The organism is Altererythrobacter aquiaggeris, from assembly GCF_037154015.1.
GTDB lineage: Bacteria > Pseudomonadota > Alphaproteobacteria > Sphingomonadales > Sphingomonadaceae > Aestuarierythrobacter > Aestuarierythrobacter aquiaggeris.
In genome coordinates this window covers 94,464-110,667 of sequence record NZ_JBANRL010000001.1, presented here as the reverse complement: position 1 = coordinate 110,667, position 16,204 = coordinate 94,464, and the positions used below count along the sequence as shown (strand labels likewise).

The following is a 16,204-nucleotide window of genomic DNA, read 5'->3' as shown; positions in this document are numbered from 1 at the left end:
GCCCTTAGCACGGGAATCTAGCCGAATAAATCATCTTGCGCGCCCTGTGCCGGGTCAGGACGGGGTTTTTGGCGCGGCGATTTGGGCTTTGGAGCCGGTGCGCCCGTTGCAGGAGCAACATCGAGCGTCCCGTCACGGAATTTCAGCGTCAATGCGGGCTCTTTCGCGGCCCGCCGTTTGTCGGTCAAAGTCTGGCCGCCGGCGGACATCACCCGCACATAGCCGCGCTGCAGCGGGCCATCGGGATGCAATTGTCCGGCCAGCCTTCCCAGCGCGGCCAGTTTTGTGCGGTAATCGGCAATCGGGCGCTGCACCAGTTCCGGGATCAGCCGCGCCGCCGCCAGCCGTTCGCTCGCCCTGCCCACGCGCGACACCAGCAGGGGCACCGATAGCCGCGCCTTGTCCGACTGCAATGCCAGGCGCGCCTGCGCCGCCCTGTCGGAAAGCCCGCGCCGGAGCCGTTCGGCCAGATCGTCCAGCTTCTGCGTCTGGGGCTGGAATAGCGTTTCCGGCTTGGGCATCCGGCCAATCCGCGCCTCCAGCCGTTCGCGTCCCAGCGTCAGCGGGCGGGCCACGCTGCGGCGTTGGCGCAGCCCCATTTCGTCGAGCAATGCAGCCAGATCGCGGCGTACGGGCACTGCCAGCTCTGCTGCCGCTGTCGGTGTCGGCGCGCGCCGGTCCGCCGCATAATCGGCGAGCGTCGTATCGGTTTCATGCCCGACTGCCGAAATGACCGGGATGGTGCATTCGGCAATTGCGCGCACCACCGCTTCTTCGTTGAAGCCCCACAAATCCTCGATCGAGCCGCCGCCCCGCGCGATGATCACCAGATCGGGCCGGGGCACATCGCCGCCTTCGGGGATCGACGAAAATCCGCGGATTGCCTGCGCCACCTGCTGCGCGGAGCCCTGCCCCTGCACCAGCACCGGCCACACCAGAACATGGCTGGGGAAACGGTCCGCCAGCCGGTGCAGGATATCGCGGATCACCGCCCCCGTGGGCGATGTCACGACGCCGATTACCTGCGGCAGATAGGGCAATGCGCGCTTGCGTTCGGGCGCAAACAGCCCTTCCGCCTCAAGCCGCCGCCTGGTTTTTTCAAGCAGGGCGAGCAGCGCACCCTCGCCCGCCACTTCCATCCGCTCGATCACGATCTGATAGCTGGATCGTCCAGGATATGTCGTCAGCTTGCCGCTGGCGATCACTTCGATGCCGTCTTCGGGGACAAAACCCAGCCGCCCGGCAGTGCCTTTCCACATCACCCCGTCGATCCGCGCCTTGTCATCCTTGAGCGAGCAATAAAGGTGGCCCGATGCGGCGCGTTTGACCCCTGACAACTCGCCGCGCAGCCGGACAAAGCCGAAGCGGTCCTCGACCGTGCGCTTCAGCATCCCCGAAATTTCGCTGATCGACAGCGGCTCGGCGTTGTCGCCGGGCACCCCCTTCGCTACCAACCCGCCAGAGTTGTCATCATCGGAAGTGGGAGCGGGCATGAATATCCTTTTGCTGGGGTCGGGCGGACGCGAACATGCGCTGGCCTGGAAGCTGGCGCAATCCCGTTTGCTGTCGGAGGCTGGGGATACACTCTACGCCGCGCCGGGCAACCCGGGGATAGCGGATCATGCGCAGCTGGTTACGCTGGACGCCGGCGATCACGCCGCGGTGACCGATTTCTGCCGCGAACGGAATATCGGGCTGGTGGTGATCGGTCCCGAAGCGCCCCTGGTGGACGGGCTGGGAGATAGCTTGCGCAGCGCGGATATTCCGGTGTTCGGGCCGGGCAAAGCCGCAGCCCGGCTCGAAGGCAGCAAGGGCTTCACCAAGGATTTGTGCCGGCGCGCGAATATCCCCACCGCCGGTTATGTCCGCACCGCCTCGTTTGATCAGGCGGTCGCAGCGTTAGCCGGGTTCACCCCGCCCTATGTGCTCAAGGCTGACGGTTTGGCAGCGGGCAAAGGCGTGCTGATCCCCGAAACCCGCAAACAGGCTGTCGCGGCGCTGGAAGATATGTTCGGCGGCCAGTTCGGCGACGCCGGAGCAGAAGTGGTGATCGAAGAGTTCATGCAAGGCGAGGAAGCCAGCTTCTTTGCGCTGACCGATGGCAAGGCGATCATGCCGTTCGGCAGCGCGCAAGATCACAAGCGCGTGGGCGAAGGCGACACCGGCCCCAACACCGGCGGCATGGGCGCATACAGCCCCGCGCCCGTGCTCACCGCTGCGTTGGAAGCGGCCGTGATGCAGCGCATTATCGAGCCGACAGTCAAAACGCTCGCCGCCGAAGGAACGCCATATTCAGGCGTATTGTTTGCCGGCCTGATGCTGACCGATGAAGGCCCCAAACTTATCGAGTATAACGCGCGGTTCGGCGATCCCGAATGCCAGGTATTGATGAGCCGCCTGACCAGCGATCTGGGCGAATTGATGCTTGCCTGCGCCACGGGCACCCTGGCCCAAAGCGCATCGGCGCAATTTGCTGGCGAAACCGCGCTGACAGTGGTGATGGCAGCGCAAGGTTATCCCGCCGCGCCCGAAACGGGCGGCGCCATCGACCTTGGCCGCGCCGAGGATGGCGGCGCGAAAGTGTTCCATGCCGGCACCAGACTGGCGGATGGCCAGCTGACTTCCAGCGGAGGGCGCGTGCTCAACGTCACCGCCACCGGCAGCAACGTCACCGCAGCCAAAGCCGCCGCTTACAAGGCAGTGGACGCGGTCAATTTCCCCGACGGATTCTGCCGCCGCGACATCGGCTGGCGCGAAGCCGAGCGTGAAGCGGGCTAGCCCAGCCGTTTTTCCACCAGCGCTTTGATGTCCGCGTCGGGCCGTGCGCCGTAATGGCTGATGACTTCGGCTGCGCAGATTGCGCCGCGCGTCAGGCAGTTTTCGAGCGTGTCGCCCTTGACGTGGCCTGACAGGAAACCGGCGGCAAACAGATCGCCTGCGCCCGTCGTATCGACCACCTTGTCGATCGGTTCTGCGGCCACTTCCGCGCGAACGCCGTTCGATACCGCCACCGCGCCATTGGCGCTGCGGGTGGCGACGATTACCGGCACTTTGCCGTCCAGCTGCGCAAGGCCGGCATCAAAATCGCTTTCGCCGGTCAGCGAGGCAAGCTCATGTTCGTTGACAAACAGAATGTCGATCAGGCCGTCCGCGATCAGCTCGCGGAAATCATCGCCGTGGCGGTCGATTACAAAACTTTCGGATGCTGTGAAAGCGACCTTGCGGCCGGCATCGCGGGCAACACCGATGGCCCGGCGCATCGCGCTGCGCGGTTCTTCGGGGTCCCACAGATATCCTTCGAGATAGAGCACTGCGGCATCGGCAATCGCGCTTTCATCAAGTGCGGCGGGCGGCAAGAACTGGCTTGCTCCCAGAAAAGTGTTCATCGTCCGCTCGCCATCGGGCGTCACGAAAATCAGGCAGCGCCCCGTCGGCGGTTCGCCTTCGCGTGCAGGGGTGGAAAAATCGATCCCCGCAGCGCGGATATCATGGCTGAACACATCGCCCAGCTGATCGCTTGCAACCTGGCCGATAAAAGCACATTTTGCGCCCAGCGCGGCCAGGCCCGCCAGCGTATTGGCTGCCGAACCGCCCGAAATTTCCTTGGCCGGACCCATCGCATCATACAGCCGCCGCGCACCGTCCGTATCGACCAGCGTCATCCCGCCGCGCGCCAGCCCAAGTTCCTCGATCAGCGCATCTTCGCACGGTGCCATCACATCGACGATCGCGTTGCCGATCGCGATCACATCAAATTTCGGGTCAGTCATTTCTTGTCCTTCGGCCGGCGGCCTGTCCATGGTCCGGCGCGCCTAGCCGCTAAGTTCGCCCGCGCCAAGGCTATGTGATTGACTTGGGACAAAAGCCCGCGCAATCGCCCTGCCGATGGGTAGCGTTCTTTCCGCATTCGGCCTGGCATTCGGGCAGCTGGCAGATCGCCGGATTCTGGCAATTCTGGCAAAGACGATTGCGGTCACGCTGCTGGTGTTTGCCGCGCTCGCCTATGCCGGATCATTTGCGTTCGACGCGCTGCTGGAGCGGAGCGGTTTTGCACAAGCCAGCGATGAAGTTTCCAGCCTGCTGGCGCTGCTGGCGGGGCTGCTGGCGGGATGGTTTCTGTTCCGCTTCGTCGCGCTGGCGGTGATCCAGTTCTTTGCCGAAGATGTCGTGCAAGCCGTGGAGGACCGGCACTACCCCGAAGCCGCGCATACGGCGCGCAAATTGTCTTTTTCGCAGGAAGCATCGGGCAGCCTTAAATCCGCGGCGCGCGCGATAATCGTAAATCTGATCGCATTGCCGTTTGCAATTGTCTTGCTGGTCACCGGAATTGGTGCACCGCTGCTGTTCTGGGCGGTGAATGCACATCTTCTGGGGCGCGAATTGCAGGACATGGTCTGGCTGCGCCAACCCGGCGAGGCTGATGAAAAGCCGCCGCTAACGGGTCCGACGCGGTTCATGCTGGGCGGTGTAGTTGCCGCGCTGCTGCTGATACCTTTCGTCAATTTGCTCGCCCCCGTATTGGGTGCCGCGAGCGCCGCTCACCTGATTCACAGAAAACGGATTGTTACCCATGCACGCTAAGTTTGTCCTCGCCCTGATGGCTTTCCCGCTGCTCAGCGCGTGCGCTTCATCGCCCAAACCTGCCATCGGCAAATCAAGTAGCACGCAGCGTCCGATAACCTCGGTGCCGGTGCCAAGGCCGGCGACCAATCCGCAGCCCGCTGCATCGGGCTTTCGCGCGGCGAGAATTATGGATCTGCCCGGCCTCGAAGGCGTGATCGGCGCAAACACAGGCGCCCTGGTCCGTCAATTCGGAGAGCCGCATCTAACTGTCAAAGAAGGCGACGCCCGCAAATTGCAGTTTACCGGCGAAGCCTGCGTCATGGATGTCTATCTCTATCCGCCGCGGCCCGGCGGTGAACCGGCGGCGACCTATGTCGATACGCGCCGCGCGAGTGATGGTCTGGACGTTGACCGCGCGGCCTGCGTCGTAGCGTTACGGGGCCGCCGATAAACGGGCCCTCCCCTTACAAATCAGACCATAAAGCTTTCGCCGCAGCCACAAGCCCCTTTGGCATTGGGGTTTTCAAATGTGAAACCGGCAGTAAAATCGTCCTCCACCCAATCCATGATCGATCCGACCAGATACAGCACGCTGGCCCCGTCGATGTAGAACACGCCGCCGGGAGTTTCGATTTTTTCGTCGAATTTCTCCTCGCTGGTCACGTAATCGACCGAATAGGCAAGGCCCGAACACCCGCGCCGCGGGGTGGACAGCTTTACGCCAATCGCGTCAGCGGGCGCTTTGGCCATCAGATCGGTCACGCGCTGCTGGGCGGCCCTGGTCAGCTTTACCGCTGCGGGGAGCGAGCGTTTTACAGGTGAGGTTTTCGTCACGGTCATGTCACAGCATCCCTAATTCGAGCCGCGCCTCGTCGCTCATCTTCGCAGGGTCCCACGGCGGGTCCCACACCAGAACGACTTCGGCATCGCGCACGCCCGGCACGGCCCCGGCGCGCAATTCAACCTCGCCGGGCATACTCTCGGCAACCGGGCAATTGGGTGTGGTGAGCGTCATGTTCACCGTGACATCGGCATCCGCTGACACTTCCACACCGTAAATCAGCCCGAGATCATAAATGTTGACCGGAATTTCCGGATCGTAAATTTCCTTGAGCGCGTCGATCACCGCCTGCTGCAATTCGCTGCCTGCCTCGCCCATCGGCGTGGTTTCGGGCTTCTTGGCCAAAAACCCTTCGAGGTAGTCGCGTTTGCGCTCCAGCTTGGCGCCCATGGATTCGGCCATGGATTCGGCGGGCGTTTCGTCCTCGACACGGGCGCGCGGCGGGGTCGCGACCTTATCGACCTCTTCAACGGCAATCTTGCTCTGGTCGTTCATCCAAAAATCCTTTTGGTCCGTGCGATACCGCGCAGCAGCGCCTCTATATCACTTTCGTCGCTATAAATTCCAAAGCTGGCCCGCGCGGTGGCGGTGACGCCCAGATGCGCCATCAGCGGCTGCGCGCAGTGATGGCCGGCGCGGATCGCGACGTTTTCTTCATCCAATATGGTGCCCAGATCGTGCGGGTGAACCCCCTCCATCTCGAACGAGACGATTCCGGCCGACTTTTCAGGGCCGAACAGACGGATTGAATTGATCTTGCGAAGCTCACTACGCAGAGTCGCAGCGAGGCCGCTTTCATGCGCAAACAGGCTTTCCGGATCGAGCGCATCGACGTAATCCACTGCCGCGTGCAGCGCGATCGCCTCGGTAATCATCGGCGTTCCTGCCTCGAACCGCTGCGGGGCAGGTGCGTAGGTGGTTCGGGCAAAAGTGACCTTGTCGATCATCGCCCCGCCACCCTGGTAGGGGGGCATGGTGTCAAGCAGTTCCGCGCGCGCCCACAGTACGCCGATACCGGTCGGGCCGTAGAGTTTATGCGCCGACATCACATAGAAATCGCAGTCAAGCTCGGCCATATTCAGCCGCATCCGCGGTGCGGCCTGACACCCGTCGAGCAGCAGCTTCGCGCCGACTTTATGCGCCAGTTTCGCCGCCCGCTTCGCGCCCAATATCGAACCCAGCACGTTGGAAACATGCGCCAGCGCGACGATCTTGTGCTGCGGTGTCAGCATCTTTTCCATCGCGTCCAGATCGATCAACCCGTCATCGGTGATCGGACATACGTCGATTTGCGCGCCGGTTTTCTCGGCAATCATCTGCCAGGGCACGATGTTGCTGTGATGCTCCAGCTGGCTGAGCATGATGCGGTCGCCCGCTGCCAGATTTGCCCCGCCCCAGCTCTGCGCGACCAGATTGATCCCCTCGGTCGCGCCGCGCACGAAGACAATCTCGCCTGCATCGCTCGCGCCCATGAATCTGGCAACACGCGCCCGCGCCGCCTCATAGGCCTGCGTCATATCGGCCGACCGTGCATAGACACCGCGGTGCACGGTCGCGTAATCGCGGCCCAGCGCGTTGCTCATGGCGTCGATCACGGCCTGCGGTTTTTGCGCCGTCGCCGCAGTGTCGAGATAGTGCCACGGCTGGCCGTCCGGCGTGACCATGCCCGGAAATTCCTCGCGCAAGTCGGCCTTCCGCATCAGGGTTGCGGTTTTGCTCATTCGCGCGTCTCAAGCTCTGCCAGCGCGCCCTCGACCATCCGTTCACGCGCGTCATCATCGTCGAGCGCGGCGAACGCATCGCCGATAAAGGCCTGCACCAGCAATCGCTGGGTTGCTTCGGGCGGCAAACCGCGGGCAGCCATATAAAACCGCGCCTGTTCGTCCATCGCGCCGATGGCAGCGCCGTGCGCGCACAGCACATCATCGGCGAAGATTTCGAGTTCCGGCTTGGTGTTCGCCGCCGCGCCTTTTTCCAGCAGCAAGGCGCGAAAATTCTGCCCCGCGTCGGTTTTCTGCGCATCACGCACGACTTCGATCCGGCCAAGGAAATTGCCCGTGGATTTGCCCCATTGCACAGCGCGCACGACCTGGTTGGAAGTGCCATTGGGCTGGGCATGAATAACGCGGGTGACGAATTCCTGCACCTTGTCGCCGCCGCCCACAGTCACCCCGCCAAATTCGAAATGCGCGCCCTCTTCCAGCGTCACTTCGATTTCGACCCGGCAATATTTGCCGCCGGTGATGGAGTGGAAGGCTTCGAACCGCCCACGCTTGCCGACATGCACGCGAAGGCGGTCAACCGCCCCGCCCGTTTGATGCGTTCCGACTTCGCGGCGCGTTTCGCCGGCGGGCACGTCGAGCGTGCGCCAGTGGTTGATCGCCCGCACATCCGCCGCGGCAAGATAATCACCATCGGCATAGCGCCAGTCCTCGTCATGCCTGGTAGGAAGGGTGGCCAGCTCGCTCACGCCGCAACCACCTCATACCCTTCGTCTTCAAGCCGCAGTGCCAGTTCCGCGCCGCCGGTTTTCACGATCTTGCCGCGCGCCAGAACGTGGACGTAATCGGGCTTCACCACTTCGAGCAAACGCTGGTAATGCGTGATCAGCAGCGCGGCCTTGTCGGGGCCGCGCATGATCGTGTTGATCCCGTCGCCCACAATCCGCAAAGCATCGATATCGAGCCCGCTATCGGTTTCATCCAGCACCGCAAATTTCGGGGCCAGAATGCCCATCTGGACCATCTCGGCGCGCTTTTTCTCGCCGCCGGAAAAGCCGACATTGACCTGCCGCTTGAGCATTTCCATGTCCATTTTCAGCAGGCCCGCCTTCTCGCGCGCCAGTTTCAGGAAATCGCCGCCCGACAGCGGTTCCTCGCCGCGTGCCTTGCGCTGCGAATTCAATGCCTCGCGCAGGAACTGCACGTTCGAGACGCCGGGAATTTCGACCGGGTATTGAAAGCCCAAAAAGAAACCGAGCGCGGCGCGCTCATGCGGCTCCAGTTCAAGCAAGTCCTTGCCCATGAACTCCACCGATCCGCCGGTAACTTCGTAACCCGGACGCCCGCCCAGCACGTATGCCAGTGTGGATTTACCCGCGCCATTGGGCCCCATGATCGCGTGCACTTCGCCCGCATTCACTTCGAGCGTGAGGCCGTCGAGGATCGTCTTGTCCGCCACGGTGGCGGTGAGGTTTTCAATTTTTAGCATGTCGGTCTCTTGTTCGCGGGGCGCGGATACGCGGATCACCGGAATCCAGATCGGGCATTTCGAGCGCGCTCAGGATTGATTCCTTCACATGCCCGATTTCGTTCAGCACTTCGTCTTCGGTGAAACTGATCGGCAGGATGTGCTTTTCAGCGAGTGTCTTGTTGCGCAGCGCGGTCAGTTCATCCGCGCCGACATTGCCGGAATCTATGTCGATCACCAGCATCCGGTCGGAACAGCCGAAATCGACAATGACCGAGCTGATCACGATCTTGCGGCGGAATTTGAAACCTTCCAGCCGTCCGTCACGCAGCACTTCCCACAGCGCCTTCTCGGCATCGGTAGGATTGCGCTTCATATCGCGCGCACGGTCGTTGATCCGGTCCAGCCGCTCGGACGAAATATGCTTGCGCCCGCGCGGAGCCGCATCGGCAGATTCGCGGTCCGAGACAGCGCCAAGTGAAAGTTTTTTACGTTCGGTCATTTCGATTTTCGCAATGCGAAGGGGATAAGAAACAGCGGGGAAAACATCACGGTCATGTAGCCCAGATAAAGTCCGAGCGGAGAACCCGACGGGCCTGGCGCATCGGGCAAAGACAAAAGCGATTTGTCATTGAACAGCATGACAAAGGCGTGAAACGGCACAAACGCCAGAGCCCACAATGCGAGCAAAGCTTTATACCAACCTGATATGGTCACTAGCCCACACTCCCCTCAAGGCTGATGCCCAGCAGCTTCTGCGCCTCCACAGCAAACTCCATCGGCAGCTGCTTCAGCACTTCCTTTGCAAAGCCATTGACGATCAGCGCGACGGATTCTTCCTCGTCCAGCCCGCGTTGCATCGCGTAGAACAGCTGGTCGTCGGAAATCGTGCTGGTGGTGGCTTCATGTTCGATCTGCGCGGTGGGGTTTTTCACTTCGATATAGGGTACTGTATGCGCGCCGCATTTGTCGCCCAGCAGCAGGCTGTCGCACTGGGTGAAATTGCGCACATTGTCCGCGTTCGCGCCCACGCGCACCAGCCCGCGATACGTATTGGAGGATTTGCCCGCGCTGATCCCCTTGGAGATGATCGTGCTGCGCGACCCTTTGCCATTATGGATCATCTTGGTGCCGGTATCGGCCTGCTGGTAATTGTTGGTGACGGCGACCGAGTAAAACTCGCCCACGCTATCCTCGCCGTTCAAGACGCAGGACGGATATTTCCATGTCACCGCGCTGCCGGTTTCGACCTGCGTCCATGAAATCTTGGAGCGGTCGCCCTGGCACAGGCCCCGCTTGGTCACGAAATTGTAAATCCCGCCCAGCCCTTCGGCATTGCCGGGATACCAGTTTTGCACGGTCGAATATTTGATCTCCGCATCTTCCATCGCGACCAGTTCCACCACCGCGGCGTGAAGCTGGTTTTCATCGCGCATCGGCGCGGTGCAGCCTTCGAGATAACTGACATAGCTGCCTTTTTCGGCAATGATCAGCGTGCGTTCGAACTGGCCGGTGTTTTCGGCATTGATGCGGAAATAGGTGGAAAGCTCCATCGGGCAACGCACGCCTTCCGGAATGTAAACGAATGTTCCGTCCGAGAACACCGCCGCGTTGAGCGTGGCGAAGTAATTGTCGCGCTGCGGCACGATTTTGCCCAGCCATTGCCTTACCAGATCGGGATATTCCTTGATCGCTTCGGAAATGCTGCGGAAAATGACGCCCGCCTTCTCAAGTTCGGCGCGGAATGTGGTCGCGACGCTGACACTGTCGAATACCGCATCGACGGCAACCTTGCGCGCGCCCTTTACCCCGGCAAGCACTTCCTGCTCGCCAAGCGGAATACCCAGCTTGTCATACACGCGCTTGATTTCGGGATCGAGTTCGTCGAGCGAGCCAAGCTCGGGCTTCCTGGTCGGTTCGGCGTAATAATAGGCGTCCTGGTAATCGATTTTGGGATAGCCGACCTTGGCCCAGTCGGGTTCTTCCATGGTCTGCCACAGGCGAAACGCCTTCAGCCGCCAGTCGAGCATCCATTGCGGTTCGCCCTTCTTGCCCGAAATGAACCGCACAGTGTCTTCATTCAGGCCCTTGGGCGCGAAAGTCTGTTCGATATCGGAGGAGAAACCGTGCTCGTAAGTTTCGAGCGACTTGGCGGCATCTTTGGCGGCCTTGTCCTTTTCGGGGGCGCCCTTGATCTGGACCTGTTCGTTCATCGGGCAATTTCCATCCGGGGGGTGTTGGCAAGCTGCGTCAGCGCGATATTCGCGAGCGCGCCGCGCAGGGCTTCGTTGACGATGCCGACATGCGGGCGAACCATGCAGCTGTCTTCCAGCGCGCAATCATGTTTGCCGTGTTCGGCGCAGGCGGTAAGCGCGATCGGCCCCTCCACCGCTTCGACAATATCGGCCAGAGTGATCGCCGCCGCCGGACGCGCCAGCTGCAAACCGCCGCCCGCACCGCGCACCGAACGCAGCAGGCCGGCTGCGGTGAGTTTGCTGACAAGTTTCTGCACTGTCGGCACGGGCAACCCCGTTTCCGCCGCCAGTTCTGCCGCCGAAACGCGCGAAAAGCCGCAATGGCGCGCGGCGGCGCTCATCGTGACTACGGCGTAATCGGCAAGGTTTGACAGGCGCATTCGGCACTCTCGGGTTAAATCGGACTAAATCGTTCCGATTACACTTAAGGGCGCCAAAATGGCATTTCAATCCAAATCAAACTGTTGCGAGTCGTTAGCAACTACTTCGCGTTTAAAACGGCTGTCCTACACGGCGGAACGCGGCCACGGTGGTTGCGGCTCTTTCCAATCGTCGGTTCCCCGTTCGGGTTTGCGCGGCCAAACGTAAAACTGTAACCTATGAGCAAAGCACCGGAAAACAACGGCAAAACCCGAAACGGCCAGGGTTACACGGTGTAACTAGTGTAACCCTGGCCCGTTATTCAGCCGGCCTTTTCCGCCGCAATCCACGCATCGACGTTTTCTTCCATGATCGACAACGGCACCGGACCGCTTTTCAGAATGACATCGTGGAAGCCGCGAATATCGAATGCATCGCCAAGCGCAGCCTGTGACCGGCTGCGCAATTCCATAATTTTCAGCTTGCCGATCGTGTAGGCTGTCGCCTGGCCCGGATAGACGATGTAGCGCTCGATAGCTTTGCGCACGTCGCCCTCGGGATTGGGCGTGTTTCCGGACAGATAAGCGATGGCTTCCTCGCGGCTCCAGCGCTTGTGATGCAGGCCGGTATCCACAACCAGTCTACAGGCTCTCCACAGTTCCATCCCCAACCTGCCAAAGTCGGAATAAGGATCGGTGTAGAACCCCATATCCTTGCCCAGTTCCTCGGTATAAAGACCCCAGCCTTCCGAATAGGCGGTCACGCCGCCGAACCTGCGGAAGGGCGGAATATCGCCGAGGGCGGTCTGGATCGAAAGCTGTAGATGGTGGCCCGGCAGCCCCTCGTGATAAGCCAGCGCCTCCAGTTCGTTCTTTGACATATCGCGCAGATTATACAGGTTCACATAATAGGTTCCGGGGCGTGATCCATCGGGTGCGGGCCGCTGGTAAAACGCCTTGCCCGCCGACTTCTCGCGGAACGCCTCCACCGGCTTCACCACCAGCGGATCAGTTGGCAGTGTGGCGAAAAACTCGGGCAGTTTCGCTTCCATTGCGGCCATTTTGGTGGCGGTGTCTGCGAGATACCCCTCGCGCGTTTCGTAAAAGAATTGCGGATCATCGCGGGTGAAGGCGAAGAATTCCTGCAGCGTGCCCTTGAAACCGACCTGCGCCATGATCTTACGCATTTCGCCGTGGATCCGGTCCACTTCGCGCAGACCGATATTGTGAATTTCGTCCGGCGACAGATCGGTGGTTGTGTAGCTGGCGAGCAGCGCCTTGTAATAGGCCGCGCCATTGGGCAACCGCCACACGCCGTCGTCGGTTGGCGCAATGGCTTGCTGGCGCTTCATCTCAGCCAGCAGACGCTGGTAGCCGGGGCGCGCGGCGCTGTTCCACGCTGCCACTGCGTCTTGCTTCAGATCGGCTGCCGCGCTGGACGCCAAACCGAGCGCGTCGGTCTTGCTTGCAAAATCCTCGAGCACGGCGTTGTCGTCGCCCGCATCGATCAGGTTTTCAATGTCGGAAATCACATAGGGATAGACCCATTTGGGCGGCATCACACCGCTATCGGCACGCTCGCGCGATGTGGCGGTAAGCGTATCGAGCACGGTTCCGATACCCTCGATCCGCGCAATGTAATCGCGCGCCTGCTGTTCGTCCTTGACCGAGTGAATATTGATCAGAAACGCCGGAAGCCCGGATTGCGCGCCGGACATCTGGTTGAAAAGATAGCCGTTTTCGCGAAACGGGAAGAGCGAGGCCGACCGCGCAGCCATCGAAGCAAACAAACGCCGGGAGAGTTGTTCCTGCTCGCCGAGACTAGCGGGATCGTACATCGCTACTGCACCGGCAGCGTTCTGCAACCGCTGCTGATCCGCAATCGCAGCGGCGTCGGAATAATCATCCCATTTGCCGTAATCCGCGCCGCGCTGTCCGCGATATGCCTGGCTTTCGGGTGATGCGGCGAGCTCGGCTGCGTCATAGGCTTCAAACAGGGCGCGGAGAGATTGCTGTTCGGCCTCGGCACTTTGCACCATGACCGGCGCAACTTCCGGCGCGGTGCCCATATTGGCGCAACCTGCCAGCAATGCGCTCGCCGCAACCGCGCCAAGCAAAGACCGTTTCAACATTCTTGTTCTCCCAGTGACATAATATTGCTTCCAGGATTGCCCGCCTTGCGCCCTCATTGCAATCCGTTTGCCTACTCCGGCCCGAATTGCCATAGCGCCAGCCGATGCTGTTCGATCTTCTCAAGCCCGCGATATACTCGCTCGATCCGGAGCGGGCGCACCGGCTGACGATTGCCGCCTTGCGTGCCAAGCCGGTGCTGAAAAGCCATCCTGTCGGCGGCCCGCTGGCGGTTGATCTGGCGGGTTTGCGCTTTCCCAATCCGGTCGGGCTTGCGGCTGGCTTCGACAAGGATGCCGAAGTGCCCGATGCAATGCTGGCGATGGGTTTCGGCTTTACCGAAGTGGGATCGATTACCCCGCTGCCGCAAGCGGGCAATCCCAAACCGCGCCTGTTCCGGCTGGTCGAAGACCGTGCGGTGATCAACCGGATGGGGTTCAACAATGGCGGGCTGGCGGGCGCATTGCCCAGGCTGAAGGCGCGCAAGGATCGCGGCGGGATCGTAGGTGTGAATGTAGGCGCTAACAAGGATAGCACCGATCGCAGCGCCGATTATGCCACCATGACCAAAGCCGTGGTGCCTTACGCATCCTATCTGGCGGTCAATATCAGCAGCCCCAATACGCCGGGCCTGCGCGCGTTGCAGGATGAAGGGGCGTTGATCGACCTGCTCGATGGAGTGATCGCGGCGCGCGGGTCATATGACGTGCCGATATTCCTCAAGGTCGCGCCTGATCTGGAACCGGCAGACATGGATGCAATCGCGCGGATCGCGCTGGACAGGCAGCTGGGCGCGCTGATCGTCTCCAACACAACGATTGCGCGGCCCGCCTTGAAATCGCGCCACGCCGATCAGACGGGCGGACTTTCGGGTCAGCCCTTGCGCGATCTGGCGCTGCAGCGCATCCGCGATTTCCGCAGCGCGACGGGGGGGGCAATGCCGCTGGTGGGCGTTGGCGGGATCGCTACCGCGGAAGACGCGTGGGCACGCATTCGCGCCGGCGCCAGCCTGGTCCAGCTTTATACCGCCATGGTCTATGAAGGTCCCGCATTAGCCAAGACGATTACGCGCGGTCTGGCCGGACTGATGAAACGCGACGGCTTTTCGGGCATTGCCGCGGCAGTCGGGAGCGAATAGCACCGCGATCATGATTACACGCCTCATCGCTTCGCTGGTTCTGCTTCTGCCGCTTGGCGCTTGCGCTACGCCGATGGCGGGCCCTTTGCCGCCGCAAAATTTTGGAGTGGTCAGCGCGGCAGATCCGCGCGCAGCAGAAGCGGGTGCATCAATCCTCCGGCAAGGCGGCACCGCCACCGATGCCGCGATTGCAACCATGCTTGCGCTGACTGTGGTCGAACCGCAATCAAGCGGGATTGGCGGCGGCGGCTTTTTCGTCCGCGGAACAGCGGATGGGGCTGTCACGACAATCGACGGGCGCGAAACGGCACCAGCGGCAGCGGGCGAAGACTGGTTTCTTTTCAGCGATGGCCAGCCCGTTGGTTATCGCGGCGCTGTCATGACCGGGCTCAGCACCGGTGTGCCCGGTAATATCCGCCTTGCGGAGATGGCGCATCGCCAACACGGGCGGCTGGATTGGACAGAACTGTTTGCTCCGGCAATCAAATTGGCAAGCGAGGGTTATATTCTGAGCGAGCGCGGTCATGAATATCTTTCGAGCCAATCGGAACGGGCGGCACGCGATCCGGCGATCAGGCCGGTATATTTCGGCGCCGATAATGTTCCGCTCCCTGTCGGCAGTCTTATCCGCAACCCTGATCTGGCTGAAACGCTGCAGCGCATTGCGATTGCAGGGGCACAGTATTTTTACGAGGGGCCGCGCGGCGCGGCGCTGGCTGCCAAAGTTGCCGCCGACACACCGCGCACCGCCGGAATGACGGCGGCCGATATAGCAAATTACCGTGCGGCCGAGCGCAGTGCGGTCTGCGGTGAATATCGCAGCTACCGGATTTGCGGAATGGGGCCGCCATCATCCGGCGCGACCACGGTTTTCGCGATCCTGAAACAGCTGGAAGCGCATGATCTGGCCGCTTTGGGTGCAGAAAATCCGGTATTCTGGCACCTGTTCGCCGAATCCCAGCGGCTCGCCTATGCCGACCGGGAACGGTATCTGGCCGACGGCGATTACGTTTCCGTGCCTGTGGCGGGCCTGATGGACGGCGATTATCTGGCTGCCCGCGGCGGTCTGATTGCGCCCGATGCACGCATGGCGGATGTTTCGCACGGATTGCCGGCTGACATGTCTCTCGCTCCGCCTGATGGGGATGAACCGGCAGAAAACGGCACCTCGCATTTCGTGGTAGTCGATGGAGCAGGTAATGCGGTGAGCTATACATCCACTATCGAAGGCTCCTTCGGTTCGGGGCTGACGTTCGGCGGGTTTTATCTCAACAATGAACTGACCGATTTCAGCTTCACACCGGAAAAGGATGGCCGGAAAATCGCTAACCGCGTCCAAGGCGGCAAGCGGCCGCGCAGTTCCATGTCACCAACTCTGGTTTACGCGCCCGATGGCGAACTGGTGATGGCTATTGGCGCTGCTGGCGGCTCGACAATCCCGGTGCAGGTCGCGCGCGGGCTTATCGGCATGATCGATTTCGGTATGACGCCTGCGGATGCACTTGCTTTACCTGTTTTGTATTCGCCGGGTGATGCGATTTCGGTGGAGGCTGGAACCTATCTGGAAGACATGATCCCCGCGTTGCGCAATCTGGGTCATGATGTCGCGGCGCGCGGCTTGCCGCTAAAGGCCAATGCTGCGCGCAAAATCAGCGGGATCTGGGTAGGTGCGGCTGATCCGCGGAGCGAGGGCATTGCGGTTACCCGCTAGGGATGTGCCCATGCCGCT

General features: G+C 61.4%; 17 protein-coding genes. 5 read left to right on the top strand and 12 right to left on the bottom strand.

The window, feature by feature from the left end; all coding sequences use genetic code 11:
- Positions 1-17 precede the first annotated feature (17 nt).
- On the bottom strand, positions 18-1,493 hold the full coding sequence (gene xseA, locus WFP06_RS00565; RefSeq protein ID WP_336985315.1) for an exodeoxyribonuclease VII large subunit: 1,476 nt from the start codon (positions 1,491-1,493) through the stop codon (positions 18-20).
- On the opposite strand from xseA, the gene purD reads away from it, so the two are divergent.
- Positions 1,492-2,778 carry a phosphoribosylamine--glycine ligase gene (gene purD, locus WFP06_RS00560; RefSeq protein WP_336985314.1) on the top strand — a complete coding sequence of 429 codons (1,287 nt, stop codon included), beginning with the start codon at positions 1,492-1,494 and terminating at the stop codon, positions 2,776-2,778. The two genes, xseA and purD, sit on opposite strands and share 2 nt — an antisense overlap.
- Here purD and WFP06_RS00555 read toward each other — a convergent pair.
- The gene (locus WFP06_RS00555; protein WP_336985313.1) at positions 2,775-3,770 is read right to left on the bottom strand and encodes an adenosine kinase; all 996 of its coding nucleotides are present in this window, start codon (positions 3,768-3,770) and stop codon (positions 2,775-2,777) included. The genes purD and WFP06_RS00555 overlap by 4 nt on opposite strands.
- A gap of 115 nt (positions 3,771-3,885) precedes the next feature.
- Here WFP06_RS00555 and WFP06_RS00550 point away from each other — a divergent pair, with 115 nt between their 5' ends.
- Both WFP06_RS00550 and WFP06_RS00545 read left to right on the top strand, forming a co-directional pair.
- Positions 3,886-4,581, top strand: a complete 696-nt coding sequence (locus WFP06_RS00550; protein WP_336985312.1) for an EI24 domain-containing protein — start codon at positions 3,886-3,888, stop codon at positions 4,579-4,581.
- Positions 4,571-5,014 (top strand): hypothetical protein, encoded by a 444-nt coding sequence (locus tag WFP06_RS00545; protein ID WP_336985311.1) that lies wholly within the window; start codon positions 4,571-4,573, stop codon positions 5,012-5,014. The genes WFP06_RS00550 and WFP06_RS00545 overlap by 11 nt, the downstream gene beginning before the upstream one ends.
- A 20-nt stretch (positions 5,015-5,034) precedes the next feature.
- Here WFP06_RS00545 and WFP06_RS00540 read toward each other — a convergent pair whose 3' ends face one another.
- The 10 genes from WFP06_RS00540 to WFP06_RS00495 all read right to left on the bottom strand — a co-directional run bounded on the left by WFP06_RS00540 (position 5,035) and on the right by WFP06_RS00495 (position 13,339).
- Positions 5,035-5,403, bottom strand: a complete 369-nt coding sequence (locus WFP06_RS00540; protein WP_336985310.1) for a HesB/IscA family protein — start codon at positions 5,401-5,403, stop codon at positions 5,035-5,037.
- Position 5,404: 1 nt separating this feature from the next.
- Complete coding sequence (locus WFP06_RS00535; RefSeq protein WP_336985309.1) at positions 5,405-5,899, bottom strand: SUF system Fe-S cluster assembly protein; 495 nt, start codon at positions 5,897-5,899, stop codon at positions 5,405-5,407.
- Positions 5,896-7,125, bottom strand: coding sequence for an aminotransferase class V-fold PLP-dependent enzyme (locus WFP06_RS00530; RefSeq protein ID WP_336985308.1), 1,230 nt, complete (start codon positions 7,123-7,125; stop codon positions 5,896-5,898). Before WFP06_RS00530 ends, WFP06_RS00535 begins: the two co-directional genes overlap by 4 nt.
- Positions 7,122-7,874: a SufD family Fe-S cluster assembly protein gene (locus WFP06_RS00525; RefSeq protein WP_336985307.1), complete on the bottom strand. Its 753-nt coding sequence runs from the start codon at positions 7,872-7,874 to the stop codon at positions 7,122-7,124. The genes WFP06_RS00530 and WFP06_RS00525 overlap by 4 nt, the downstream gene beginning before the upstream one ends.
- Positions 7,871-8,614 carry a Fe-S cluster assembly ATPase SufC gene (sufC, locus tag WFP06_RS00520; protein WP_336985306.1) on the bottom strand — a complete coding sequence of 248 codons (744 nt, stop codon included), beginning with the start codon at positions 8,612-8,614 and terminating at the stop codon, positions 7,871-7,873. Before sufC ends, WFP06_RS00525 begins: the two co-directional genes overlap by 4 nt.
- Positions 8,601-9,095, bottom strand: coding sequence for a DUF559 domain-containing protein (locus WFP06_RS00515; protein ID WP_336985305.1), 495 nt, complete (start codon positions 9,093-9,095; stop codon positions 8,601-8,603). Before WFP06_RS00515 ends, sufC begins: the two co-directional genes overlap by 14 nt.
- A complete protein-coding gene (locus WFP06_RS00510; protein ID WP_336985304.1) occupies positions 9,092-9,310 on the bottom strand; it encodes a hypothetical protein in 219 nt (72 codons plus the stop codon). Before WFP06_RS00510 ends, WFP06_RS00515 begins: the two co-directional genes overlap by 4 nt.
- Positions 9,310-10,806, bottom strand: a complete 1,497-nt coding sequence (gene sufB, locus WFP06_RS00505; protein WP_336985303.1) for a Fe-S cluster assembly protein SufB — start codon at positions 10,804-10,806, stop codon at positions 9,310-9,312. Before sufB ends, WFP06_RS00510 begins: the two co-directional genes overlap by 1 nt.
- A complete protein-coding gene (locus tag WFP06_RS00500) occupies positions 10,803-11,228 on the bottom strand; it encodes an SUF system Fe-S cluster assembly regulator (RefSeq protein ID WP_336985302.1) in 426 nt (141 codons plus the stop codon). The genes sufB and WFP06_RS00500 overlap by 4 nt, the downstream gene beginning before the upstream one ends.
- Before the next feature lie 302 nt (positions 11,229-11,530).
- On the bottom strand, positions 11,531-13,339 hold the full coding sequence (locus tag WFP06_RS00495; RefSeq protein ID WP_336985301.1) for a DUF885 domain-containing protein: 1,809 nt from the start codon (positions 13,337-13,339) through the stop codon (positions 11,531-11,533).
- A gap of 104 nt (positions 13,340-13,443) precedes the next feature.
- Here WFP06_RS00495 and WFP06_RS00490 point away from each other — a divergent pair, with 104 nt between their 5' ends.
- Together WFP06_RS00490 and WFP06_RS00485 are read left to right on the top strand one after the other, a co-directional pair.
- Positions 13,444-14,475, top strand: coding sequence for a quinone-dependent dihydroorotate dehydrogenase (locus tag WFP06_RS00490; protein WP_336985300.1), 1,032 nt, complete (start codon positions 13,444-13,446; stop codon positions 14,473-14,475).
- A 10-nt stretch (positions 14,476-14,485) separates the two neighbouring features.
- Complete coding sequence (locus tag WFP06_RS00485) at positions 14,486-16,186, top strand: gamma-glutamyltransferase family protein (RefSeq protein ID WP_336985299.1); 1,701 nt, start codon at positions 14,486-14,488, stop codon at positions 16,184-16,186.
- Positions 16,187-16,204 lie beyond the last annotated feature (18 nt).

Excerpts from the sequence above, each read along its gene's own strand:
- purD (WP_336985314.1), top strand. The coding sequence starts at position 1,492 with ATGAATATCCTTTTGCTGGGGTCGGGCGGACGCGAACATGCGCTGGCC.
- xseA (WP_336985315.1), bottom strand. The coding sequence starts at position 1,493 with ATGCCCGCTCCCACTTCCGATGATGACAACTCTGGCGGGTTGGTAGCG.
- WFP06_RS00555 (WP_336985313.1), bottom strand. The coding sequence starts at position 3,770 with ATGACTGACCCGAAATTTGATGTGATCGCGATCGGCAACGCGATCGTC.
- WFP06_RS00550 (WP_336985312.1), top strand. The coding sequence starts at position 3,886 with ATGGGTAGCGTTCTTTCCGCATTCGGCCTGGCATTCGGGCAGCTGGCA.
- WFP06_RS00545 (WP_336985311.1), top strand. The coding sequence starts at position 4,571 with ATGCACGCTAAGTTTGTCCTCGCCCTGATGGCTTTCCCGCTGCTCAGC.
- WFP06_RS00540 (WP_336985310.1), bottom strand. The coding sequence starts at position 5,403 with ATGACCGTGACGAAAACCTCACCTGTAAAACGCTCGCTCCCCGCAGCG.
- WFP06_RS00535 (WP_336985309.1), bottom strand. The coding sequence starts at position 5,899 with ATGAACGACCAGAGCAAGATTGCCGTTGAAGAGGTCGATAAGGTCGCG.
- WFP06_RS00530 (WP_336985308.1), bottom strand. The coding sequence starts at position 7,125 with ATGAGCAAAACCGCAACCCTGATGCGGAAGGCCGACTTGCGCGAGGAA.
- sufC (WP_336985306.1), bottom strand. The coding sequence starts at position 8,614 with ATGCTAAAAATTGAAAACCTCACCGCCACCGTGGCGGACAAGACGATC.
- WFP06_RS00515 (WP_336985305.1), bottom strand. The coding sequence starts at position 9,095 with ATGACCGAACGTAAAAAACTTTCACTTGGCGCTGTCTCGGACCGCGAA.
- sufB (WP_336985303.1), bottom strand. The coding sequence starts at position 10,806 with ATGAACGAACAGGTCCAGATCAAGGGCGCCCCCGAAAAGGACAAGGCC.
- WFP06_RS00500 (WP_336985302.1), bottom strand. The coding sequence starts at position 11,228 with ATGCGCCTGTCAAACCTTGCCGATTACGCCGTAGTCACGATGAGCGCC.
- WFP06_RS00495 (WP_336985301.1), bottom strand. The coding sequence starts at position 13,339 with ATGTTGAAACGGTCTTTGCTTGGCGCGGTTGCGGCGAGCGCATTGCTG.
- WFP06_RS00490 (WP_336985300.1), top strand. The coding sequence starts at position 13,444 with ATGCTGTTCGATCTTCTCAAGCCCGCGATATACTCGCTCGATCCGGAG.
- WFP06_RS00485 (WP_336985299.1), top strand. The coding sequence starts at position 14,486 with ATGATTACACGCCTCATCGCTTCGCTGGTTCTGCTTCTGCCGCTTGGC.